Origin of the sequence: Polaribacter sp. Hel1_33_78 (assembly GCF_900106075.1) — a bacterium.
Lineage (GTDB): Bacteria > Bacteroidota > Bacteroidia > Flavobacteriales > Flavobacteriaceae > Polaribacter.
The window spans coordinates 1,601,730-1,623,305 of sequence record NZ_LT629794.1 but is presented as its reverse complement, the minus strand read 5'-3'; the positions used below and the strand labels follow the sequence as shown (position 1 = coordinate 1,623,305).

The following is a 21,576-nucleotide window of genomic DNA, read 5'->3' as shown; positions in this document are numbered from 1 at the left end:
TTTAAGGATGAACTGTATTATTCATTAAGAATAATATTAGATTTAATAAGATTTTACTTGAAATGTCAATTAAAGAATTGTCAAAAAGGGAATATTTAAGTATTATTTTAATGAATTTATAACTCAAAATCCAATTTTGTTTAAATTTCATAAAACTGATAAAAAAGCGATTCATTTTTAATGATTGCTTTCAAAAAACATATACATTAGCATCATGATTACTATTAGAAACAATAAATTATGTACTACAATAGCTCCCAGTTTGCGCCTGCGCAATCGTCGTCGCTAGTATTTTTTATTAGCAATTAATCCTCTTATCACACTCTTATAGTTTTTAATTATTTATTTTTTTATCGTGAACCTTTCTTACAAAACATACTTACAAATTTTAGTTATTTTAAACGATAGCCAAATAAATTTTTGCCGCAGTTTCGAGTTTCGCCCTTTGGGGTAAAATTTATTTATGGAATTTAGGTGAGTCCAGTTCTACATTCAGAAAACAACAAACAACAAGTTTTATCAAATAAAAATACAATGCAATGGAAATTGTAATTGCTAATAAATCTCATATCGTTTACGCTGACATTATCTGTAATACTATTGCTGAAGCTGCAAAAGTTAGGGGAACGGGTATTGCAAAAAGAAAACCAGCATACATTGCCACTAAGATGGAGAATGGTAATGCCGTAATTGCTTTAGATGATGGAAAATTTGCTGGATTCTGCTATATAGAAAAATGGGGACATGGGAAATTTGTTGCTAATTCAGGGTTAATTGTACATCCAAATTATAGAAATATAGGGTTAGCTAAACAAATTAAACAAGTTATTTTCAAGCACTCAAGAACTAAATTTCCAGAGGCAAAAGTATTTAGTATTACAACTGGGTTACCTGTTATGAAACTAAATAGCGATTTAGGTTATAAACCTGTTACTTTCTCGGAGCTAACCGACGACCAAAGCTTTTGGGATGGTTGTCAAACTTGCAGAAACTTTGATGTTTTGACAAGAACAGATAGAAAAATGTGCTTGTGTACTGGTATGTTATTCGATCCAAAAAACAATAATAAAGAAGCCTCTGAAGAAGTGAAAGAAAGCGTTTTCAAAAAATTAAAAAATATTAAACAGAACTTGTTTCTAAAAAAAGATAAAAAATGAAAAAATTAGTAATTGCATATAGTGGCGGTTTAGACACCTCTTATTGTGCTGTAAGTTTATCAAAAAAATATGATGTTCATGCGGTAAGTGTTAATACTGGTGGATTTACAAAAGAAGAAATCAAACATATAGAAAATAACGCCTATAAAATGGGCGTTGCTACATATAAAAATATTGATGCAGTTGCTACTTTTTACAATAAAGTAGTAAAGTATTTAATTTTTGGAAATGTCTTAAAAAACAGTACCTATCCACTCTCTGTAAGTGCAGAAAGAATTATACAAGCGATAGAAATTGTTGAGTACGCAAAAAGTATTGGAGCTGAATATATTGCACACGGAAGCACAGGTGCAGGAAATGATCAAGTACGTTTTGATATGATTTTTCAAACGTTGGCTCCAGGAATCAATATTATAACTCCAATTAGAGATAAAAAATTAACAAGACAGGAAGAAATAGATTATTTAAAATCCGAGGGAATTGATATGTCTTGGGAAAAATCAAAATACTCCGTTAATAAGGGCCTTTGGGGAACAAGTGTTGGAGGTGTAGAAACTTTAAATTCTGAAAAACCATTACCTAGTGAAGCGTATCCTTCTCAATTAGAAAAAGAAGTAGAACAAAAAGTTACACTAACTTTTAAAAAGGGCGAATTTATTGGTTTAAATGGAAAAGAAAATTTGCCAGAAATAAATATTGAAAAATTAAATGACATTGCTGCTGCATACGCCATTGGAAGAGATATTCATGTTGGTGATACCATAGTTGGTACGAAAGGAAGAGTTGGATTCGAAGCAGCAGCTGCTTTAATAACAATAAAGGCACATCACTTATTAGAGAAACATACCTTGACAAAATGGCAATTACAACATAAAGAATATTTAGCTAGTTTCTATGGAATGCATTTGCATGAAGGGCAATATTTAGATCCTGTAATGCGAGATACGGAAGCTTTTTTACAAAGTTCTCAAAAAATGGTTTCTGGTAATGTTGTGGTTTCTTTAAAACCGTATCATTTTTCTTTAGATGGAATTATTTCTGATCACGATTTAATGTCTAGTAAATTTAGTACGTATGGTGAAGAAAATAAAGCATGGTCAGCAGACGATGCAAAAGGTTTTATTAAAATTTTAGGGAATCAGAATAAAATATATCAACAAGTAAATTCTTAAGGATGTTAGAAGTAGGAATTATAGGTGGTGCAGGTTATACCGCGGGGGAATTAATAAGATTGTTGCTGAATCACCCTAAAACAAATATCAATTTTGTTTACAGCACTTCTAATGCTGGCAACAAATTGTATCAAGTGCATCAAGATTTAATTGGTTCGACTGAAATAAGTTTTACTAATAAAATTAATACAGAAATTGATGTATTATTTTTGTGCTTGGGTCATGGCAATTCAACTACTTTTTTAGAAAACAATAGTTTTTCTGATCACATGAAAATTATTGATTTAAGTAATGATTTTAGACTATTCAAGGATAAAAATTTCGAAGAAAAAGAATTTGTCTATGGTTTACCAGAATTACAAAGAGATGCTATAAAAGAAGCAAAATGTATTGCAAATCCTGGTTGTTTTGCAACTGCTTTACAATTGGCTATTCTACCACTGGCTGCAAAAGGATTACTGCAGAACGATATTCATATTAATGCCGTTACTGGTGCAACTGGAGCAGGAACTTCTTTGTCTACAACCACACATTTTACTTGGAGAGATAATAATTTTTCGCATTATAAAGCTTTTAATCATCAACATTTAGGAGAAATACATCAAACTGTAAATCAGTTACAGCCTAATTTTGATTCTGAAATAAACTTTATGCCAAATAGAGGAAACTTTTCAAGAGGAATTTTTGCTACCACTTACACAAAATTTAAAGGCAGTATAGCAGAAGCAAAAGAAATGTATCAAGTATTTTATAAAGATGCAGCATTTATATTTATTTCTGATACCGATATACATTTAAAACAAGTTGTAAACACAAATAAATGTTTAATCCATATAGCAAAACATGACAATAAATTACTAATAACAAGCGTAATAGACAATTTATTAAAAGGAGCCTCTGGTCAAGCAATTCAGAATATGAATTTAATGTACGGATTTGAAGAAACTTTAGGTTTAAATTTAAAAGCAAATTATTTTTAGTAGCAATTAGCTGCGTTAACGAGTGAAATGACATCCTTTTTGAGGAACGAAAAAAAGATATAGTGTAAAGCGTGACCTGCAGGTAACGCCCAAAAAATAATAAAGTATGAAAGTAGCAATAATTGGAGCAGGAAGTTTAGGGCAATCGATTGCAAAAGGATTGTTGAAAAATAAAGTTGTAAGTTCTTTATATCTTACAAAAAGAAACACAGATTCTATAAAGGAATTTAATAGATACAAGGCAGTAACCTTAACTACTAATAATGAAGAAGCAGTTAAAAATTCTGATATTATAATATTTGCAGTACAACCAAGACATCTAAGAGATATTTTAGAAAATTTAAAATACAAACTCAGTAAAGAGCAAATACTAATTTCTGCGATTACCGGTTTTTCGTTAGGAAAAATTGAAAATGTAATTGGTGGAAAGCATTATATAATTCGTGCAATGCCAAATACAGCCGCATCTGTAGGACAATCTATGACATGCCTCTCTACAAATGCAAAAGGAAAGGAAAAAGTTGAATTAGCAAAGACTATTTTTAATAGCTTAGGACGTTCTATGGTAATTCCTGAAGATCAACTGCAAGCAGCAACAGTTATTTGTGCAAGCGGAATTGCTTTTTGGATGCGTTTAATTCGAGCGACAACCCAAGGGGCTATTCAATTAGGTTTCGAAGCGCACGAAGCACACGAATTAGCAATGCAAACTTGCTTTGGAGCTGCAACCCTATTAAAAGAATCTGGCAATCATCCCGAGGAAGAAATAGATAGGGTAACCACTCCTGGAGGATGCACCATTGAGGGATTAAATGAAATGGAACATCAAGGATTAAGCTCTTCTTTGATAAAAGGAATTAACGCTTCTTTTGAAAAAATAAACCAAATTAAAACAAATTAAAATGCCTTTATTTAATGTTTATCCTTTATATGATGTTACTCCAGTTTCAGCAAAAGGCATGTATGTATATGATGAAAATAATACTGCATATTTAGATTTGTATGGAGGTCATGCAGTAATTTCTATTGGGCATGGACATCCAAAATATGTAGAAGCAATTACAAATCAAGTTGCTAAATTAGGTTTTTATTCAAATGCAATTCAAAATCCATTACAAAAAGAATTAACTGACAAATTAGAAACTCTTTCTGGCTGTAAAGAGTACCAATTGTTTTTATGTAATTCGGGCGCAGAAGCGAATGAAAATGCCTTAAAACTAGCTTCTTTTAAAACAGGTAAATCCAGAGTAATCGCTTTTAAAAATGGTTTTCATGGTCGTACGTCTGCGGCTGTTGCTGCCACGGATAATACCAGTATTATTGCGCCAATAAACGCACAACAAAAGGTTACAATATTAGAGCTAAATGATATTGAAAGAGTTCAAAGAGAACTCGAAAAGGGAGATGTTTGTGCTATAATTATAGAATTTATTCAGGGTGTTGGAGGATTAGATCAGGCCACTGCTAAATTTTTTGAAAAAGTCGATGTACTTTGTAAAGCGAACAATACCTTTTTTATTGCCGATGAAGTGCAGTCTGGATATGGCCGATCAGGAAAGTTTTTTGCATTTCAACATTATAAGGTTACTCCAGATATTATTTCTATCGCAAAAGGAATGGGAAATGGTTTTCCTATTGGAGGAATTTTTATTCACCCCTCCATTGAAGCAAAGTTCGGAATGTTAGGCACTACTTTTGGCGGAAATCATTTAGCTTGTGTTGCAGGTTTATCGGTTTTAAACGTAATTGAAGAAGATAATTTAATGCACAATGTCAATGAAATATCTCAATACTTTATTAAAATTGCTAGAACAATTCCCCAGATAAAAAACATTAAAGGAAGAGGCTTAATGCTAGGTCTAGAATTCGATTATGAAGTAAGCGATTTAAGAAAAAAATTAATCTACGAGTATCATATTTTTACAGGTGGAGCGGCTAATAAAAAACTATTAAGAATTTTACCCTCATTAAACGTGAAAAAAGAGCATATAAATCAGTTTTTTAAAGCTTTGGTTAATGCTTTAGATTCCTAGAAAAAAATAAGAAAATAAATGAATACGTTATTATCCATAAAAACTAGAAATAATGTTTTACGCACAATGGCCTCACTTCTTGATCGAGAAAAAGAAGCTATTATTAGCATAAACAAAAAAGATTTAGAAGCTTACAAGGGTGATGATATTTCTATGTTCGATCGATTAAAAGTTGATGAAGCAAAAGTTCATGAAATGATTGCAGCTTGTTTACACTTGGCAACTCAAGAAGATCCTGTTGGTTTAGAACGATTTAGCTTTAGACATGATAACGGAATGCAGGTTTATAATAAAACCGCTTCTTTTGGCACAATATTAATCATTTATGAATCTAGACCAGATGTAACGGTTGAAGCTGCTGGAATTGCATTTAAATCTGGAAATAAAATACTTTTAAAAGGAGGTAAAGAATCTTTACAATCGAACTTAAAAATTGTGGACTTATGGCATCAAGCTTTAAACCAGCACTATGCTTCTAATGATTGGATTGCCTACCTACAATTTGATAGAACTGAAACGCAAGCTTTTTTAGAAAGACCATCCCAAAAAGTCGATTTAATTATTCCAAGAGGCGGTGAACGTTTGATTGCGTTTGTAAAAAAACACGCTACGTGTCCTATAATTATTAGCGGACGTGGTAATAACTTTGTTTTTGTTCATAAAGAAGCAGATACAGCTATTGCAATTGAGATTATTTTAAATGGAAAATCCAAAATTTCTGCTTGTAATGCGGTCGATAAAGTTTTAATTGACAAAAACCTTCCAAATAAAACAGCTTTTATTAATCGTTTATTATCAAAGTTAAAAGAGTTTAAAATTGATGTTTTAGGGGATACAATAATTTCAAAATTTGATAAAGTTGAAGAAATTTCATCAAATGATGTTTGGTACAAAGAATTTTTAGATTACAAAATTGTAATTGGAGAAATTCCATCGAATAAAGACGCGATTGCAATGATTAATAACTATTCTGGCGGCCACTCCTCAGCAATTATTACCAAGAATACAGCGGAAGCTAAATTATTTATGGCAAATGTTGATACAGCTGCCGTATATCATAATGCATCTACACGTTTTACAGATGGAGGTCAATTAGGATTGGGTGGAGAATTAGCTATAAGTACAGATAAATTACATCAACGTGGACCTATAGGGTTACAACATTTGGTAACAAACAAATGGTATGTTCACGGAAACGGACAAATAAGATAATATGCAAAAAAAGAAACGCATTTTACTAAAAATTGGTTCGAATACACTTACCAAAGAAACAGATAATATTTCAAGAGGAAAAATTGAAGATATTGCAAGTCAAATTGCAAAACTCAAGGAAACTTATGAATTTATAATTGTTAGTTCTGGCGCAATTGCCGTTGCAAAACAATTTGTAAAACTAGAAAGTAAGCAAAAAGATGTATTTGTAAAACAAGCATTAGCTTCAATTGGTCAGCCTCATTTAATTAGAATTTATCAAGAGATTTTTAGAGAATATGGTTTATTAAGTTCTCAATGCCTTCTCTCCTATTCTGATTTTGAAAAAGACGAAAGTAAAACCAATATTACCAATACTATAAAAGTGTTGGTAAATAACAATTATATTCCAATCATAAATGAGAATGATACAGTTGCCACAGATGAAATAAAATTTGGTGATAATGATAAATTAGCAGCGCTAACAGCATCATTATTAGAAGTTGATTTATTGATAATAGCAACTAATACTAATGGTATTTACACTAAAGAATCCATCCAAAATAAAGTTCCAAAAACCATTGAAGAAGTTATCAATTTTGATGATTTAAAGAATGAAATTGTGAACTCCAAATCTAGTCATGGAAGTGGAGGAATGCAATCTAAAATTGAAGCTGCTGAAGTTGCCAAAAAAGCTAATATAGAAACATGGATTGTCAATGGCTTAGTAGATAATTTTATCTGCAATGCGTTTGACAATAAAGTTCCTTTTACGAAAATTAAATAACAGACTATGAAGAATTACACCTCCATAAACGACATTGATAATATTGCTACTTGGATCAAAGAGGCGAAAGAAATTAAAGCAAATCCACTTGCAAATATTGAATTAGGAAAAAACAAAACATTAGGGTTACTGTTTTTTAATTCAAGTTTACGTACACGTTTAAGCACTCAAAAAGCAGCTTTAAATTTAGGCATGAACCCTATTGTTATGAATGTTTCTGACGATGCTTGGGGAATTGAATTTGGAGATGGAACGATTATGAATGGAAACACCGCAGAACATATTAAAGAAGCTGCTGCTGTTGTTTCTCAATATTGTGATATAATTGCTGTAAGAGCATTTCCAACATTAACAGACAAAGAAAAAGACGAATCTGAACACGTTCTAGAGTCCTTTGTTAAATTTGCTTCAACACCCATTGTAAGTATGGAAAGCGCCACTGGTCATCCTTTACAAGGTTTAACAGATGCAATAACCATTTCTGAAAACTCCACAAAAAAGAAACCAAAAGTAGTTTTAAGTTGGGCGCCCCATTTAAAATCTTTACCTCATGCAGTTGGAAATAGTTTTGTACAAGCTATGCAAAAAATGGATGTTGATTTTGTAATTACAAACCCAGAAGGATATAATTTAAGTCCAGAAATCACAAAAGACACCCCTATTTATAATAATCAAGCAGCAGCATTTAAAGATGCAGATTTTGTCTACACTAAAAACTGGAGTTCTTACGATAATTATGGCCAAAATTTAGGTGGTAATGAACAATGGATGATCACAGAAGAAAAACTAAAAAATGCAAAATTTATGCATTGTTTGCCTGTAAGAAGAAATGTTGTGGTAGCAGATGCTGTTTTAGATTCGAATAACTCTTTAGTTATTGAACAAGCCAATAATAGAACATATGCAGCGCAATTAGTATTGAAAAAAATATTAGAAGACTTGTAAAATAACTTTTAGTTATTAATTAAAATGGAAAAACTTTCAATTATAAAAATAGGCGGTAACATCATAGAAGATGAAATTTCTCTAAACAAATTTTTAAAATTATTTTCAAATTTAGAAGGAAATAAGATTTTGGTTCATGGAGGAGGAAAAAGAGCTACTCATATTGCATCAAAATTAGGTATTGAATCTAAAATGGTAAAGGGAAGACGCGTAACTGATCCTGAAACTTTGGAAGTTATTACTATGGTTTATGGTGGTTTAGTAAACAAAAATGTTGTGGCTAAATTACAAGCTTTAGGTACTGATGCCATTGGTTTAACGGGTGCAGACATCAACAGCATTCAATCTGATAAAAGACCTGTTAAAGATATTGACTTTGGCTTTGTTGGTGATGTGAAAAAAGTAGCATCCAAATCAATTAATAAATTATTGAAAGCTGATTTTACACCTGTTTTTTGTGCCATAACGCACGATGGTAATGGACAATTATTAAACACAAATGCAGATACTATTGCTAGTAAAATTGCAGTTGGAATGAGTGAGATTTATGATACATCAATATACTATTGTTTTGAATTTAATGGTGTTTTAGAAGATTTTAATGATAAAGAATCAATAATTAAAAAGATCAATTCAGAAAACTATCAAAAATTATTAAAAGAAGGGATTATTTCTGATGGCATGATTCCTAAATTGGATAATTGTTTTGATGCACTAAATAATGGTGTTCAAAAAGTACACATTGGAAACACAAGCATGTTAACTAAAGAAAATAACATTTTTACTACAATTACATTATAAGATGGGTATTGAAAAATTAACAGAAAATGCAATTTCACTTTTAAAAAAATTGATTGAAACCCAATCTTTTTCTGAAGAAGAAGAAAATACTGCTCTATTAATTGAAGGATGGTTCAGTGAATATCAAATATCATTTAAAAGAACAAAAAATAATATTTGGGCGACAAATAAATATTTTGATGAAAGTAAACCAACATTATTATTAAACTCTCATCATGATACTGTTCGTCCAAATTCAAAATACACAAACGATCCTTTTGAGGCCTTTGTAAAAGATGGAAAATTATTTGGTTTAGGAAGTAATGATGCAGGTGGTTGTTTGGTTTCTTTAATGGCAACTTTTACAAAATTTTATGATGTTGAAAATCTAAAATACAATTTGGTAATTGTAGCATCAGCTGAAGAAGAAAACAGTGGACAAAATGGTTTAAACTCTATGTTACCAATCATTCCACATATAGATGTGGCTATTATTGGTGAGCCAACTTTAATGAATCTTGCAGTTGCAGAAAAAGGTTTAGTTGTTTTTGATGCAGTTATAGACGGTACTCCAAGTCATGCAGCTCATCCAAATGATAATAATTCAATTTATAATACCATTGAAGTTTTGCAATGGTTTAAAGATTTTAAGTTTGATAAATCTTCAGATGCTTTAGGTGATGTAAAAATGACAGTAACTCAAATAAATGCTGGTTCACAACATAATGTAGTTCCTGGTCACGTAGATTTAGTGATTGATGTTCGCGTAAATGATGCCTATTCTAATCAAGAAATTGATAATATTTTACAAGAACAATCTCCTTGCAGTAAAATAGCTCCAAGAAGTTTACGATTAAACTCCTCCTCTATTTCTTTAAATCATAATTTGGTGAAAGCAGGAATTGCAATGGGTAGAGAAACTTATGGATCACCAACTTTATCAGATCAATCTGCTTTAAGTTGCCAATCTTTAAAATTAGGACCTGGAGATAGCACTCGTTCTCATTCTGCCAATGAATTTATCTACTTAGCTGAAATTCAAGAAGGAATACAGATTTACGTAGAATTATTAAATAAAGTAATCGTTTAATTACAAAAAAAGAAATATGAAACTTTGGGATAAAGGATTTTCAATAGACAAACAAATAGAAAATTTTACAGTTGGCAATGATAGAGAAATTGACATTCATATTGCAAAATATGACGTACAAGCTTCTTTAGCACATGCAATAATGTTAGAATCTATTGGAATAATTACTGCAAATGAGTTATCAGATCTTAAAAGAGGTTTGCAAAAATTAGCTTCAGATATAGAAAACGGAACATTTGTAATTGAACCTTCTTTTGAAGATGTACATTCTAAAATTGAATGGGAACTGACCGATAAATTAGGTGAGGTTGGTAAGAAAATTCACACTGCTCGTTCAAGAAACGATCAAGTTTTAGTGTCGTTGCAACTGTACTATAAAGAAAATTTAGCGATTATAAATGATAAAACAAAAACACTTTTTAATACACTTATAGGTTTAGCAGAAATACACAAAGAAAGTTTATTACCTGGTTATACCCATTTGCAAGTAGCAATGCCATCCTCCTTTGGATTGTGGTTTTCTGCGTATGCAGAATTACTAATTGATGACGTATATATGCTAAATGCAGTCTCTAAAATTGTAGATCAAAATCCCTTAGGCTCTGCTGCCGGTTATGGAAGTTCCTTCCCTATCGACAGAGAATTAACGACGAAAGAATTAGATTTTGCTACTTTAAAATATAATGTTGTTGCAGCTCAATTAAGTAGAGGAAAAAGTGAGCGTTCTATTGCTTCAGCTTTAGGCGGATTGTGTAATACAATGTCTCGATTTGCAATGGACGTTTGTTTATATATGAGTCAAAATTTTAATTTTATTTCTTTTCCTGATGCGTTAACTACTGGAAGTAGCATTATGCCACACAAGAAAAATCCTGATGTTTTTGAATTGATTCGCGGAAAATGCAATAAAATTCAGGCTTTACATACAGAAATGGTCATGATCACCAATAATTTGCCATCAGGTTACCATAGAGATTTTCAATTATTAAAAGAAAATATTATCAGTGCTTTTGAAGATGTAAAAGATATTTTAGACATTTTAAATTATGCTATTCAACAAGTCATTGTAAAAGATATCGATTTGAATGATGAAAAATATCAATACTTATTTACAGTCGATAGCATCAATAATTTAGTGGTTGGAGGCATGTCTTTTCGAGAAGCATATCAAAAAATTGGAGGCCAGGTTCAAGAAGGGACGTATAAACCCGATTTAGGAAAACAACATTCACATGTTGGTAGTATTCATAATTTAAGTTTAGATAAGATTGCAGCAAAATATCCTAAAAACTAATAAAACACGAATTCCACTAATTTTCACTAATCTTTATCAGTTCGCAATTCCTTCGAAAGTAGGAATGACAAAAAAAGTATTGACAAATAGAAATAGCAGAAATCACAATCACTGTTTGCATCAAATCATATTGTATCTATTAATTGAAAAGATAAATGATGATGACAAAAATTGAACACTAAAATATTACAGTTCAATACATTAATGCAGCTGTAAACTTCTGTAAAATTGTTCCTCCAGATTTTAAAATTAGAAATGAACAAAAATCTATAAATGATAAAAGATAGATGCACAATGGCAATAAAGAATTCTATTTTACTTTACAAGAATCTCCATTAGAAACTGAACCGAAAAAACTAAATCAAACCTATATAAATTATGGATTTAACCATATTGGTTTAATTGCGAATACTATTGATAACATTGAAAAACAATTAAAAGAAGCTGGTTATAAGAAAGGAATTGACACTTCAAAAGAACTTTTAGAAAAAGAATTTATTATTATGATAGTGCTGGTTTTAAATGGGAATTAGTAGAATATTTATCTACAAATACTAAAGATAGGTTTCTATATGAATAGTGCATTTAAGAAAAAAATTAATGAAAATTGAAGATTCATTGACGGTTTCGACTATAAGTAGTTGTGCACTTTAGTAATTAAATTTACAAGAACACACCTATCAGAAAACCTTTAGGAAATTTCAGTAGTGGGCCATAATTAGCAATTACTTATAGCCATAGTTATCTTCAGTTTCCAAACTAACAAAGTTTAAGAATTCCAAATGCAGACGGTACATGAAAATCTGCATCTTGTGTTTTAAAATCTACCCAGCTAATCCATTTCAATAATGCGACCTTGCCCACCAAGTTGGTACAATGACCTCTAAATAATCCTATTTGTATATTATTATTATTTATAAGACCTAATTCATTAAGAATAGACAAGCTTATTTTACCTTCCACTGTATAGTTTTCTTCATTAATTTTTGATTTAATCGATAAAGATTCAGGCCATTGCCAATCTCTGTCAAATTTTCGATATAAATTAGCTCTGTAATCAAGCACACGACCATGCGGATCCATTTCTAAGCAGTAATAAGGGCTCATTTTTTGATTACTACGAAAGAATATTTCTACGCGTTCAGAGTGCATTACTTCCAGTTTGCTATTATCCTCTATATAAACCAGAGGTTTAGAACCGTAAGCAACAAAACGAAAATAGATATGATTTTCATCATAATATGCACTAAAACTAGTAACAGGGGATTTTTCGCTTTGCCATGGATAAGAAAAGTCATCTAATTTTGTAACTTTCTCCCAACTAGTAAAATCGATCAACTTCTTAATTAAGAATTTTTTCATTTTTAGATTAAAGATAACGTACGCTCATATCAGTCTTTAACGAATTTAGTGTTTTTGTATAAGAAAATCAAGTTAAAATTTATAGGGAAAATACCCATTTTATATATTTACTATATGTAACAATTAAGCTTTAAATATCCATTAATAAAAGTTAATTTGCACTTTCAAAATTTACTTTCACAAAAAATCCATATTCATAATGAAATCAGCAAATATCTTACAACAAGCCTTTACTTTACCTTGTGGAGTTATTTTACCGAATAGAATGGTAAAATCTGCCATGAGTGAAAACAATGCTGATAAAGGTGGAAAACCTTCTGAGCGAATTATAAAATTGTATAAAACTTGGGGAGAAGGTGGTACAGGAATTTTGATTTCTGGAAATGTAATGATGGATAGTAAAGCTTTAAATGAACCAAGAAATGTTGTTGTAGAAGATGAGAAATATATGGCTGAACTAAAAGAATGGGCTGATGTTTCACAAAAGCATGGAAGCCATCTTTGGATGCAAATTAATCACCCTGGAAGACAATCACCCAAATTTAACAAAGATGTAGTAAGTGCTTCTGATGTTCAACTGCCTATGAAATCAATATTTCCAAAACCTCGCCCAATGACAGAAGAGGAAATTTGGAAAACAATAGATGGTTTTGGAGATTGTGCTTTAATTGCTAAAAAAGCAGGTTGGAAAGGTGTACAAATACATGGAGCTCATGGATATTTAGTAAGTCAGTTTCTTTCTGCACTGACCAATTTACGAACAGATCAATGGGGAGGTTCTTTAGAAAATAGAGCTCGTTTTGCTTTGGAGATTTACAGAAATATGAGAAAGAAAGTTGGCGCTGGTTTTCCTATTGGAATTAAAATTAACTCTGCAGATTTTCAACGAGGCGCATTTACAGAAGAAGAATCTCTAGAAGTAATAGATATGCTTTCTGCTGAAGGTATGGACATGATTGAAGTTTCTGGCGGTACTTACGAAAAAGCTGCAATGATGGGTGCAGGTAAAAAAGTAAAAGAAAGCACAAAAAAGAGAGAAGCTTATTTTGCAGATTTTATTCAGAAAGCGAGAGCAAAAACAAAAGCGCCTTTATTATTAACTGGAGGTTTTAGAACCTTAGATGTAATGGCTAAAGCTATAGAGAATAACGAATTGGATTTTGTTGGTTTAGCGCGTCCTTTTGCTGTATTCCCTTACCTTTCTAAAGAATTTTTTGAAGGAACAAGAACAGAAGTACATATTCCACCTGTGAAGACAGGTTTAAAATTTATTGATAAAATGGGTTTCTTGGATATTTCTTATTTCTCTCATCAAATGAAAATGATGGGTAAAGGTAATTTGCCAAATCCTAAATTGAGTGTTTGGTCTGTTTTGTTTCATTTTATAAAAAAAACTGTATTTTAAATCCTTTTATCCAATCTATAGAGAAGCCTAAAAAACTCTCTGAAAAAGTGCTTTGATAAAATTAATTGGAGGCATTTTTAATTCAATTTGTAAATCTTCCAATAAAGAAGTCTCTTCATCTAAAAACTTTAATATTTTTTTTGGATGATTTTTTTGAAACATTTTCGCAAAAATGGAAGCTCCTAAATGGTTTTTTTTAGAGAGAATATCTAACAACAATAGGTCGTAAAACCAAAATTTATCAATTTTATGAAATTCTGTTAATGGTTTATCCTGTTTTATATGCGTAATGAGTTTTGCCGTTTTTCTAGTGGTATTTTTAAAGGTAAAACCCGTACTTGCTTTAGACCAACCTCCTGCTGTACCAATATTGATGATGTTTTTAGAATTGTGTTTCCAAAATTTATAACATGTCATAGGTATGGAACCTTGCTCCTTTTCTACAATTTCATAATCTGTAATATTTCTCTCCTCTAAATATTTTTCAATTTCTAATTTGTAGTCTTCATAAGGCAGTATATCTTTTGAAAACAAGGTATATTCAAATAAAGCTTCATTTTTAGCATAAGGCAAAATATACATAAAACGGGTATTTTCTTTTTGAGCCACTGTAAAATCCATAAAAGTGGCAGCACTATCATCAAAAAAATCTTTCTTCGTTTGTATAAAAAAACCAACAAAATGCTGCTGCAAAACAGGAAATTTGGTTTGTTTCTTATACGCATCAGTAAACAAAATACTGTTTAAAATTGTCTTTGTTTTAAAAATTGTACCAGCAGTAATTACTTCTGCTTCCTCAACTCCCTGATGAAGGCTTACAACATTTGCTGTTTGAAAAGTAATATTTGATTTTGTTTCTAAATGAGACCAGATTTTTGAATAAAAATCTTTACTACGAATCATTTTATATTGATAAGGAGCAATATTTTCTTTCGTAGCATACAATTTACTTTTAAAAATAATATTTTTCCAAGATGCACTTACAATTCCATTCCACTCATCATTATCAGTTTCCCAATAACACCAAGTTCTATCGTTTGCATTTTTCTTTTCTCTATCTAAAATTAGGATTGATTTATCATCAAAAAAAGCATCTTTAGACATTCTGTACGCCATCATTAAGCCAGAAGCACCTCCACCAACAATTATGTAATCGTAATAATTCATTTGGGTTAAATGAGCTTAATATTTAAATAAAGAGTTAAGGATATAGTAAAGTATCCTTTAAATTTAATGTTTAAATTTTAGGTTTTTGAAAATATTTAAAGGGTACAAATAACATTCCAAAACATTGGCTATCTTCTTTTCTCATATTTTTGTGATGAATCTTGTGCGCCTTTCTTAATCCTCTCAAATAAAAGTTGTTGGTGTTTTTAAACCATTTAAAACGTTGATGAATTAATACATCATGTACCAAAAAGTAGGCCAATCCATAGCATAAAATACCTAATCCTATAAAAAATAAATAGGTATGTTCTGTATATGTACCATAATAGAATAAAGCAATACTAGGGATGGCAAAAACAACAAAAAAAGCATCATTTTTCTCAAAACCTTGATATTTTGGTTTATGATGATCTTCATGCAAATACCATCCAAAACCATGCATTACAAATTTATGTGTACACCAAGTGATGCCTTCCATCAATAAAAAAACAACAAGAGTAATTAGTCCGAACATTATTTTATGATATTTAATTTATATTTCACATAACTTCTTGCCAATAAGTTTATTTTCATTGGATCTGAAATACGAATACGAGTATCCATGATTTTTTCTGAGGGCACTGCTTTTAATTTTTTTAACAATCGTCTGTAATATCTATACGCCATATACACTCCAAATTTTGCTTCAACAGGTAATTTTAGAATCCCATTTTTGTAAGCAAAATCAAAATCATCTTCAATTTCATCAATAATAATTTGTTTTGAAGCTGCATTTAGTTCTCCCAAATTTATATTTGGAAAGTAGGAACGATTTAAAACCTCATAATCATCTTTGAGATCACGTAAAAAATTCACTTTTTGAAATGCAGAACCTAAACGCATTGCCGCATCTTTTAATGCTTCATACATTTCGTCATTTCCGTTTACGAATACTTTTAAACACATTAATCCTACAACATCTGCAGAACCATAAATATATTCGTCATATTCCGCTTTTGTTTGATATTCAGTTTTAAATAAATCAGCTTTCATACTTTTTAAAAAAGCCTGCACCATTTCATCAGGAATCTTATACTTATTCACCGTTTGCTGAAATGAATTTAAAATTGGGTTTAAACTAATACCAAACTCTTTTGAAAGGTAATAATCTCTTTCAAAATGCTCCATTAATTTTTCTTTGTCGTAATCATGAAAAGTATCTACAATCTCATCAGCAAAACGGACAAAACCATAAATATTATAAATATCTGATCTAATAATTGGAGACAACATATTTACAGCTAAAGAAAAAGATGTACTATAACTTTTTGTAACTAGTTTACTACAATCATTAGAAACTCGATCAAATAAGTCTTTCATTTTATAATTGATTTTTACAGATTAATTCTGATGCTATCTTTCCTGAAATCAATGCAGGTGGAACACCTGGACCAGGAACTGTTAATTGGCCCGTAAAATACAAATTATTTACTTTACTACTCTTTATTTTTGGCCTTAAAAAAGCAGTTTGTAAAAGTGTATTTGCCATACCGTAAGCATTTCCTTTATAAGAATTGTATTCTTCTTTAAAATCATTTACACAAAAAGATCTGTTAAACAACACATGTTTTTTAACTTTTTGATTTGTTAATTTTTCAAATCTATCCATTATTTTATGAAAATATTCTTCTCTTAGCTCTGAGGTATCTTCAATTCCTGGTGCTAATGGAATTAAGAAAAATCCTGCTTCTTTGCCTTCAGGTGCAGATGTTTTATCTGTTATTGAAGTAAAATTTGCATAGAAAAGAGGATCTGACGGCCATTGCGGATTATCATATATTTCTTTTGCATGAGCATCAAAATCGGTATCAAAAAACAAGGTATGATGACTTACGTTTTCTATCTTTTTATTAAAACCAACATAGAATAAAAGTGATGAAGGTGCAAACGTTTTTTTGTCCCAATAATTTTCTGAATATTGTCTTAGATTTTTATCTAATAAAGTTTCTGTATGATGATAATCTGCACCACTTAAAACTAAAGTTGTCTCGATTTTCTCGCCATTCACCAATAATCCAACAACATTTTTTGATGTATCTGTAATAATTTTTTCAACGTTAGAATTGGTTTTAAAATTTACGCCTAAACTTTGGGCTAAAGAAACCATACCTTCTATAACGGTATACATACCTCCTCTTGGATGCCATGTTCCTAGACCAAAATCTGCATAATTCATAAAATTGTAAAATGCAGGTGTATTACTGGGTTTTGCTCCTAAAAATAATACAGGAAATTCTAAAATCTTTATTAATTTAGGATTCTTTATATTTTTTCTAACATGTTTTCTTATCGTAGAAAAAAACTGTGTAACTCTTGCTATCGTTGTTGTATTTACCAACTCTAACGGCGAAACCCCAGGTTTATAGACTAAATCTTTTATAGCGGTATCATAATTAGATTTTGCAGAATCTAAAAACGATTTTAAATGTTTTGCACTTCCTTTCTCTTCTTCTTCAAACATTTTATAAATATCTTCTAGATTTTCAGAGATCTTTAAAGAAGATTTTTCACCAAAGTAAACTTCATAACCCGGACTCAATTTATCCAACGTGTAATAATCCGAAGGTTTTTTACCGAAATCAGCGAAAAAACGCTCAAAAACGTCTGGCATCCAATACCAAGAAGGTCCGATATCGAACGTAAAACCATCCTTTTTAAACTGTCTTGCTCTGCCACCTAATGTATCATTTTTTTCTAAAACAGTAACACTATATCCTTGTTTTGCAAGATAACAAGAAGATGCTAAAGCCGAAAAACCTGAACCTATAATATGTATATTCTTATTCATTATTTATTTTGTTTAACAAATATATTTATTAATTGAACAATTAAGTGCAAAAGAATGCAATTTTATAGTACTTTTAACAAATCTGGAATAGAATCATATAATTGAATATTTGGATTCAATTTGAGATGCTTTACTTTATTCACTTTCCTCCCTGTTGCTATAAACTCATTTTTAGTAATACCCATAACTGCATTAATCTCATTAAAATAATCTACAATTTTATCATCATAGGGCTGAATAGTTAAAGAGGTTATAAAACATATTTCTCTTTCACTTTCCAAAAAATAATTTAAATTATTTAAAGGTAAACTTTGTCCTAAATATATGGTGTGAAATCCTCTAAGAACTAATTCATAGTTCAAGTATAAAAGTCCTAGTTCGTGAATTTCATTTTCAGGCAAAAACAATACATATGTTTTACTGGTATCATTAATATTATATTGTAATTTTTCGGTGTTAGATTGAATCTTTTGAGCAATTAGATTCGAAATGAAATGCTCGTGGGCAGGCAGTAAAGTTTCGGTCTGCCATAGTAACCCTATATTTTCTAAAAAAGGAATAAAAACATCTTTAAATACCTCTCTAAATGTTTTTTTATGCAGTAAAGTATTATAAGCGTTATTAAAAAGAACTTTATCAAATTGAAACATGGCTAACTTAAAAGTATTTATAGCCTCATCATTAATTGCAGTATTAAAAGCTAATTCTCTTGATTGAAGGGTGATCTCTTCATCGGAGAGTTCTGCTATTTTAGAAATCTTAAAATTATTATTGTTTAATAGAACAATATTTAAAAGTTTAGTTAAGTCCCCCGGAGTGTACAACCTAATATTTGTTTCTGTTCTTTTAGGTTTTAATAAATTATAACGTTTTTCCCATATTCTAATGGTATGTGCTTTAATTCCTGAAATATTCTCAAGGTCTTTAATTGTAAAATCTTGTTTAATATTGTTCAATTTTATACATTTTGCGGTGAACAAATTTAACAAAAATAATTAACTGTAAATATTTTTTTAGAAAATTGTAACATTTTATACTTTTACACTACTTATAACCAAACTAACTTATTATCGGGTGCAAAAAGATTTAGAAACTAAATTTTTATCAGACTTTGAAAGCAATCAAAATATAGCACATAAAATTTGTAGAATTTACACAACAAATCAAGATGCTCACAATGATTTATTTCAAGAAATAACGATACAACTATGGAAAAATTACTCAAAGTTTAGAGGAGACTCTAAATTTAGTACTTGGATGTATAGAGTTGCTTTAAATACTGCAATTTCCTTATATAGAAAATCAACCAGAACCATAAAAACACAAGACATTAGTGATTTTACCTACAAAATTAAAGCCACAGATTATGATAATACAGAAGAATTACAATTAAAAGCTTTGTATACAGCAATTCATAAATTAAATGATATTGATAAAGCTTTAATATTTTTATATCTAGAAGACAAACCTTACCGTGAGATTTCTGAAACATTAGGAATATCTTCTGTGAATGCAAGAGTAAAAATGAGCAGAGCAAAAGAGAAATTAAAAAATATATTAAACCCATAATTATGGATTTATTAGAGAAATATAAAAAAACCTGGGATAATCAACCTGACGAGACTAAACAGTTTTCTGCCTTAGAAATTTATAAGTTAGCGCACTCCAAATCATCATCAATTGTAAAGTGGATTTTTATTATTGGTGTTTTAGAATTTGTGATTTTAAACTCACTATACTTTGTATTCGACATGGAGGAGGTTTATACTGAATACGAAAAAATGGGTTTAAAAAACTTTATTTTCTATTCGCAAATTGTAGCTTATGTGATATTGTTTTATTTTTTAGTAATGTTCTATTTAAATTACAAAAGAATTTCTACTACAGATTCAACAAAAACATTGATGAAAAAAATAATAAAAACTAGGAAAACAGTTCGTAATTATGTGTTGTTTAATTTAAGTTATATGGCATTAGTTATGATTGCTGTTACCATAGCATCCATAAATACTAATTTTAAGGATTTAAACAACAAGCAAATTATTTTAATAATAATCGCTACTCTAATTGCTACATTATTAATTCTAGGGGTTTTATGGCTTTTCTATCAATTATTATATGGCATTTTATTAAGAAAATTAAATAGAAATTATAAAGAATTAGCTAAAGTAAATGACTCCAATTAAGATATTTTCATAAAAAAACTCCTTTTATTTTAAAGTATTTGTGTTAAAATTGTTTCTCAGTAAATTCAGAATCTTTTGGAATAATAAAAGATTTAGAAATCATTTTATTTCTTGTTTTTTTTCCAGTTCTACGGTTTTATTTTAAAAACTCTTTTAGCTCTTTTATTAAAATTTCATGCATTTCATTCGTGTAATCTAAATGGGTAACAATTCTAATTCTACCTTCACCCATTGGGGTTAAAAGAATATTTTTAGTTTTCATTTTCTGAATAAAATTATCTGCGCCTATTTTTTCGTCAACATAAAAAATAATGATATTGGTCTCTATCGTTTCTACTTTTGTTGCATAAGCAACAGACTCTAGAACTTCTCCAATTTCTTTTGCTTTTTGATGATCTTCAGCTAATCTTTCTATGTGATTATCCAATGCATAAATACCTGCTGCTGCTAAAAGACCAACTTGTCTCATAGCTCCACCTAAAAGTTTTCTAATTCTTAAAGCTTTTGCTATATGCTCTTTAGAGCCTAGTAAAATTGAACCAACGGGAGCCGCCAAACCTTTTGATAAACATATAGAAATAGTATCAAATAAATGTCCATATTGTTGCGGAGTTTCGTTTTTTGCTACCAAAGCATTAAATAAACGTGCTCCATCTAAATGAAAAGCCAAATTATTGTCTGTAGAAATTTTTTGAAGCTTTTTTAGTTCAGAAAAATCCCAACAAGCTCCTCCACCTTTATTTGTTGTATTCTCAATACAAACTAATCTAGAATACGGAACATGAATATCTGATCTACCAGCAACCGCTTCTTGCAATTGCTCGGCGGTAAACATACCTCTATTTCCATCAATTAATTTGCAGGTTACCCCAGAATTAAATGCAGCTCCTCCACCTTCATAATTATAAACATGTGCATATTTATCACAAATTAATTTATCTCCAGGTTGCGTGTGCAATTTTATCGCTGTTTGGTTTGCCATCGTTCCTGAAGGAAAAAATAATGCATCCTCCATTCCAAACATAGCAGCCGCTTTTTCTTGCAGAGCATTGACTGTTGGATCCATTTTAAAAACATCGTCACCAACTTTTGCATGCATTATCGCCTCCAACATTCCAGTTGTAGGCCTAGTTACTGTATCTGATATTAGGTCTATTATCATATTTAGGTTTTTATGTCACGATTTTGGTAAACACTATA

Annotated in this window: 22 protein-coding genes; 15 read left to right on the top strand and 7 right to left on the bottom strand. The window is 30.3% G+C overall.

Annotated features, from left to right (window positions below):
• Nucleotides 1–539 precede the first annotated feature (539 nt).
• The 12 genes from BLT88_RS06870 to BLT88_RS14265 all read left to right on the top strand — a co-directional run bounded on the left by BLT88_RS06870 (nt 540) and on the right by BLT88_RS14265 (nt 11,962).
• On the top strand, nt 540–1,157 hold the full coding sequence (locus tag BLT88_RS06870) for a GNAT family N-acetyltransferase (RefSeq protein WP_091953871.1): 618 nt from the start codon (nt 540–542) through the stop codon (nt 1,155–1,157).
• Nucleotides 1,154–2,329 (top strand): argininosuccinate synthase, encoded by a 1,176-nt coding sequence (locus BLT88_RS06865; protein WP_091953869.1) that lies wholly within the window; start codon nt 1,154–1,156, stop codon nt 2,327–2,329. The genes BLT88_RS06870 and BLT88_RS06865 overlap by 4 nt, the downstream gene beginning before the upstream one ends.
• 2 nt (nt 2,330–2,331) lie before the next feature.
• Nucleotides 2,332–3,309, top strand: a complete 978-nt coding sequence (argC, locus tag BLT88_RS06860; RefSeq protein WP_091953868.1) for an N-acetyl-gamma-glutamyl-phosphate reductase — start codon at nt 2,332–2,334, stop codon at nt 3,307–3,309.
• 106 nt (nt 3,310–3,415) lie between these two features.
• Nucleotides 3,416–4,210 carry a pyrroline-5-carboxylate reductase gene (gene proC / locus BLT88_RS06855; RefSeq protein WP_091953866.1) on the top strand — a complete coding sequence of 265 codons (795 nt, stop codon included), beginning with the start codon at nt 3,416–3,418 and terminating at the stop codon, nt 4,208–4,210.
• 1 nt (nt 4,211) lies between these two features.
• The gene (locus BLT88_RS06850) at nt 4,212–5,342 is read left to right on the top strand and encodes an aspartate aminotransferase family protein (RefSeq protein WP_091953864.1); all 1,131 of its coding nucleotides are present in this window, start codon (nt 4,212–4,214) and stop codon (nt 5,340–5,342) included.
• An 18-nt stretch (nt 5,343–5,360) separates the two neighbouring features.
• Entirely contained in the window at nt 5,361–6,554 is a 1,194-nt protein-coding gene (locus BLT88_RS06845) for a glutamate-5-semialdehyde dehydrogenase (protein ID WP_091953863.1), read from the top strand.
• A gap of 1 nt (nt 6,555) precedes the next feature.
• Entirely contained in the window at nt 6,556–7,320 is a 765-nt protein-coding gene (gene proB, locus BLT88_RS06840; protein ID WP_091953861.1) for a glutamate 5-kinase, read from the top strand.
• Between the two features lie 6 nt (nt 7,321–7,326).
• Nucleotides 7,327–8,265, top strand: coding sequence for an acetylornithine carbamoyltransferase (locus BLT88_RS06835; protein ID WP_091953860.1), 939 nt, complete (start codon nt 7,327–7,329; stop codon nt 8,263–8,265).
• Nucleotides 8,266–8,289: 24 nt separating this feature from the next.
• Nucleotides 8,290–9,066 (top strand): acetylglutamate kinase, encoded by a 777-nt coding sequence (gene argB / locus BLT88_RS06830; RefSeq protein WP_091953858.1) that lies wholly within the window; start codon nt 8,290–8,292, stop codon nt 9,064–9,066.
• Between the two features lies 1 nt (nt 9,067).
• The gene (locus tag BLT88_RS06825) at nt 9,068–10,135 is read left to right on the top strand and encodes a M20 family metallo-hydrolase (protein ID WP_091953857.1); all 1,068 of its coding nucleotides are present in this window, start codon (nt 9,068–9,070) and stop codon (nt 10,133–10,135) included.
• A gap of 16 nt (nt 10,136–10,151) precedes the next feature.
• Complete coding sequence (gene argH / locus BLT88_RS06820) at nt 10,152–11,429, top strand: argininosuccinate lyase (protein WP_091953855.1); 1,278 nt, start codon at nt 10,152–10,154, stop codon at nt 11,427–11,429.
• A gap of 287 nt (nt 11,430–11,716) precedes the next feature.
• Nucleotides 11,717–11,962: a hypothetical protein gene (locus tag BLT88_RS14265; protein WP_197675658.1), complete on the top strand. Its 246-nt coding sequence runs from the start codon at nt 11,717–11,719 to the stop codon at nt 11,960–11,962.
• 226 nt (nt 11,963–12,188) lie between these two features.
• Here the strand turns inward: BLT88_RS14265 and BLT88_RS06810 are convergent, their stop codons facing one another.
• Complete coding sequence (locus BLT88_RS06810; protein WP_091953854.1) at nt 12,189–12,791, bottom strand: sugar-binding protein; 603 nt, start codon at nt 12,789–12,791, stop codon at nt 12,189–12,191.
• A 199-nt stretch (nt 12,792–12,990) separates the two neighbouring features.
• On the opposite strand from BLT88_RS06810, the gene BLT88_RS06805 reads away from it, so the two are divergent.
• Nucleotides 12,991–14,196, top strand: coding sequence for an NADH:flavin oxidoreductase/NADH oxidase family protein (locus BLT88_RS06805; protein WP_091953852.1), 1,206 nt, complete (start codon nt 12,991–12,993; stop codon nt 14,194–14,196).
• 27 nt (nt 14,197–14,223) lie between these two features.
• Here the strand turns inward: BLT88_RS06805 and BLT88_RS06800 are convergent, their stop codons facing one another.
• The 5 genes from BLT88_RS06800 to BLT88_RS06780 all read right to left on the bottom strand — a co-directional run bounded on the left by BLT88_RS06800 (nt 14,224) and on the right by BLT88_RS06780 (nt 19,146).
• Nucleotides 14,224–15,363, bottom strand: a complete 1,140-nt coding sequence (locus tag BLT88_RS06800; RefSeq protein WP_091953851.1) for a lycopene cyclase family protein — start codon at nt 15,361–15,363, stop codon at nt 14,224–14,226.
• Nucleotides 15,364–15,433: 70 nt separating this feature from the next.
• The gene (locus tag BLT88_RS06795; RefSeq protein ID WP_172824270.1) at nt 15,434–15,877 is read right to left on the bottom strand and encodes a sterol desaturase family protein; all 444 of its coding nucleotides are present in this window, start codon (nt 15,875–15,877) and stop codon (nt 15,434–15,436) included.
• Nucleotides 15,877–16,722 (bottom strand): phytoene/squalene synthase family protein, encoded by an 846-nt coding sequence (locus tag BLT88_RS06790; protein WP_091953848.1) that lies wholly within the window; start codon nt 16,720–16,722, stop codon nt 15,877–15,879. Before BLT88_RS06790 ends, BLT88_RS06795 begins: the two co-directional genes overlap by 1 nt.
• Before the next feature lies 1 nt (nt 16,723).
• Complete coding sequence (locus BLT88_RS06785; RefSeq protein ID WP_091953846.1) at nt 16,724–18,190, bottom strand: NAD(P)/FAD-dependent oxidoreductase; 1,467 nt, start codon at nt 18,188–18,190, stop codon at nt 16,724–16,726.
• 62 nt (nt 18,191–18,252) lie between these two features.
• A complete protein-coding gene (locus BLT88_RS06780) occupies nt 18,253–19,146 on the bottom strand; it encodes a MerR family transcriptional regulator (RefSeq protein WP_091953845.1) in 894 nt (297 codons plus the stop codon).
• A gap of 118 nt (nt 19,147–19,264) precedes the next feature.
• Here BLT88_RS06780 and BLT88_RS06775 point away from each other — a divergent pair, with 118 nt between their 5' ends.
• Nucleotides 19,265–19,759: an RNA polymerase sigma factor gene (locus tag BLT88_RS06775; RefSeq protein WP_091953843.1), complete on the top strand. Its 495-nt coding sequence runs from the start codon at nt 19,265–19,267 to the stop codon at nt 19,757–19,759.
• Between the two features lie 2 nt (nt 19,760–19,761).
• Nucleotides 19,762–20,376 (top strand): hypothetical protein, encoded by a 615-nt coding sequence (locus tag BLT88_RS06770; protein ID WP_091953841.1) that lies wholly within the window; start codon nt 19,762–19,764, stop codon nt 20,374–20,376.
• A gap of 136 nt (nt 20,377–20,512) precedes the next feature.
• Here BLT88_RS06770 and BLT88_RS06765 read toward each other — a convergent pair whose 3' ends face one another.
• On the bottom strand, nt 20,513–21,538 hold the full coding sequence (locus BLT88_RS06765) for a low specificity L-threonine aldolase (RefSeq protein WP_091953840.1): 1,026 nt from the start codon (nt 21,536–21,538) through the stop codon (nt 20,513–20,515).
• Between the last annotated feature and the right edge of the window lie 38 nt (nt 21,539–21,576).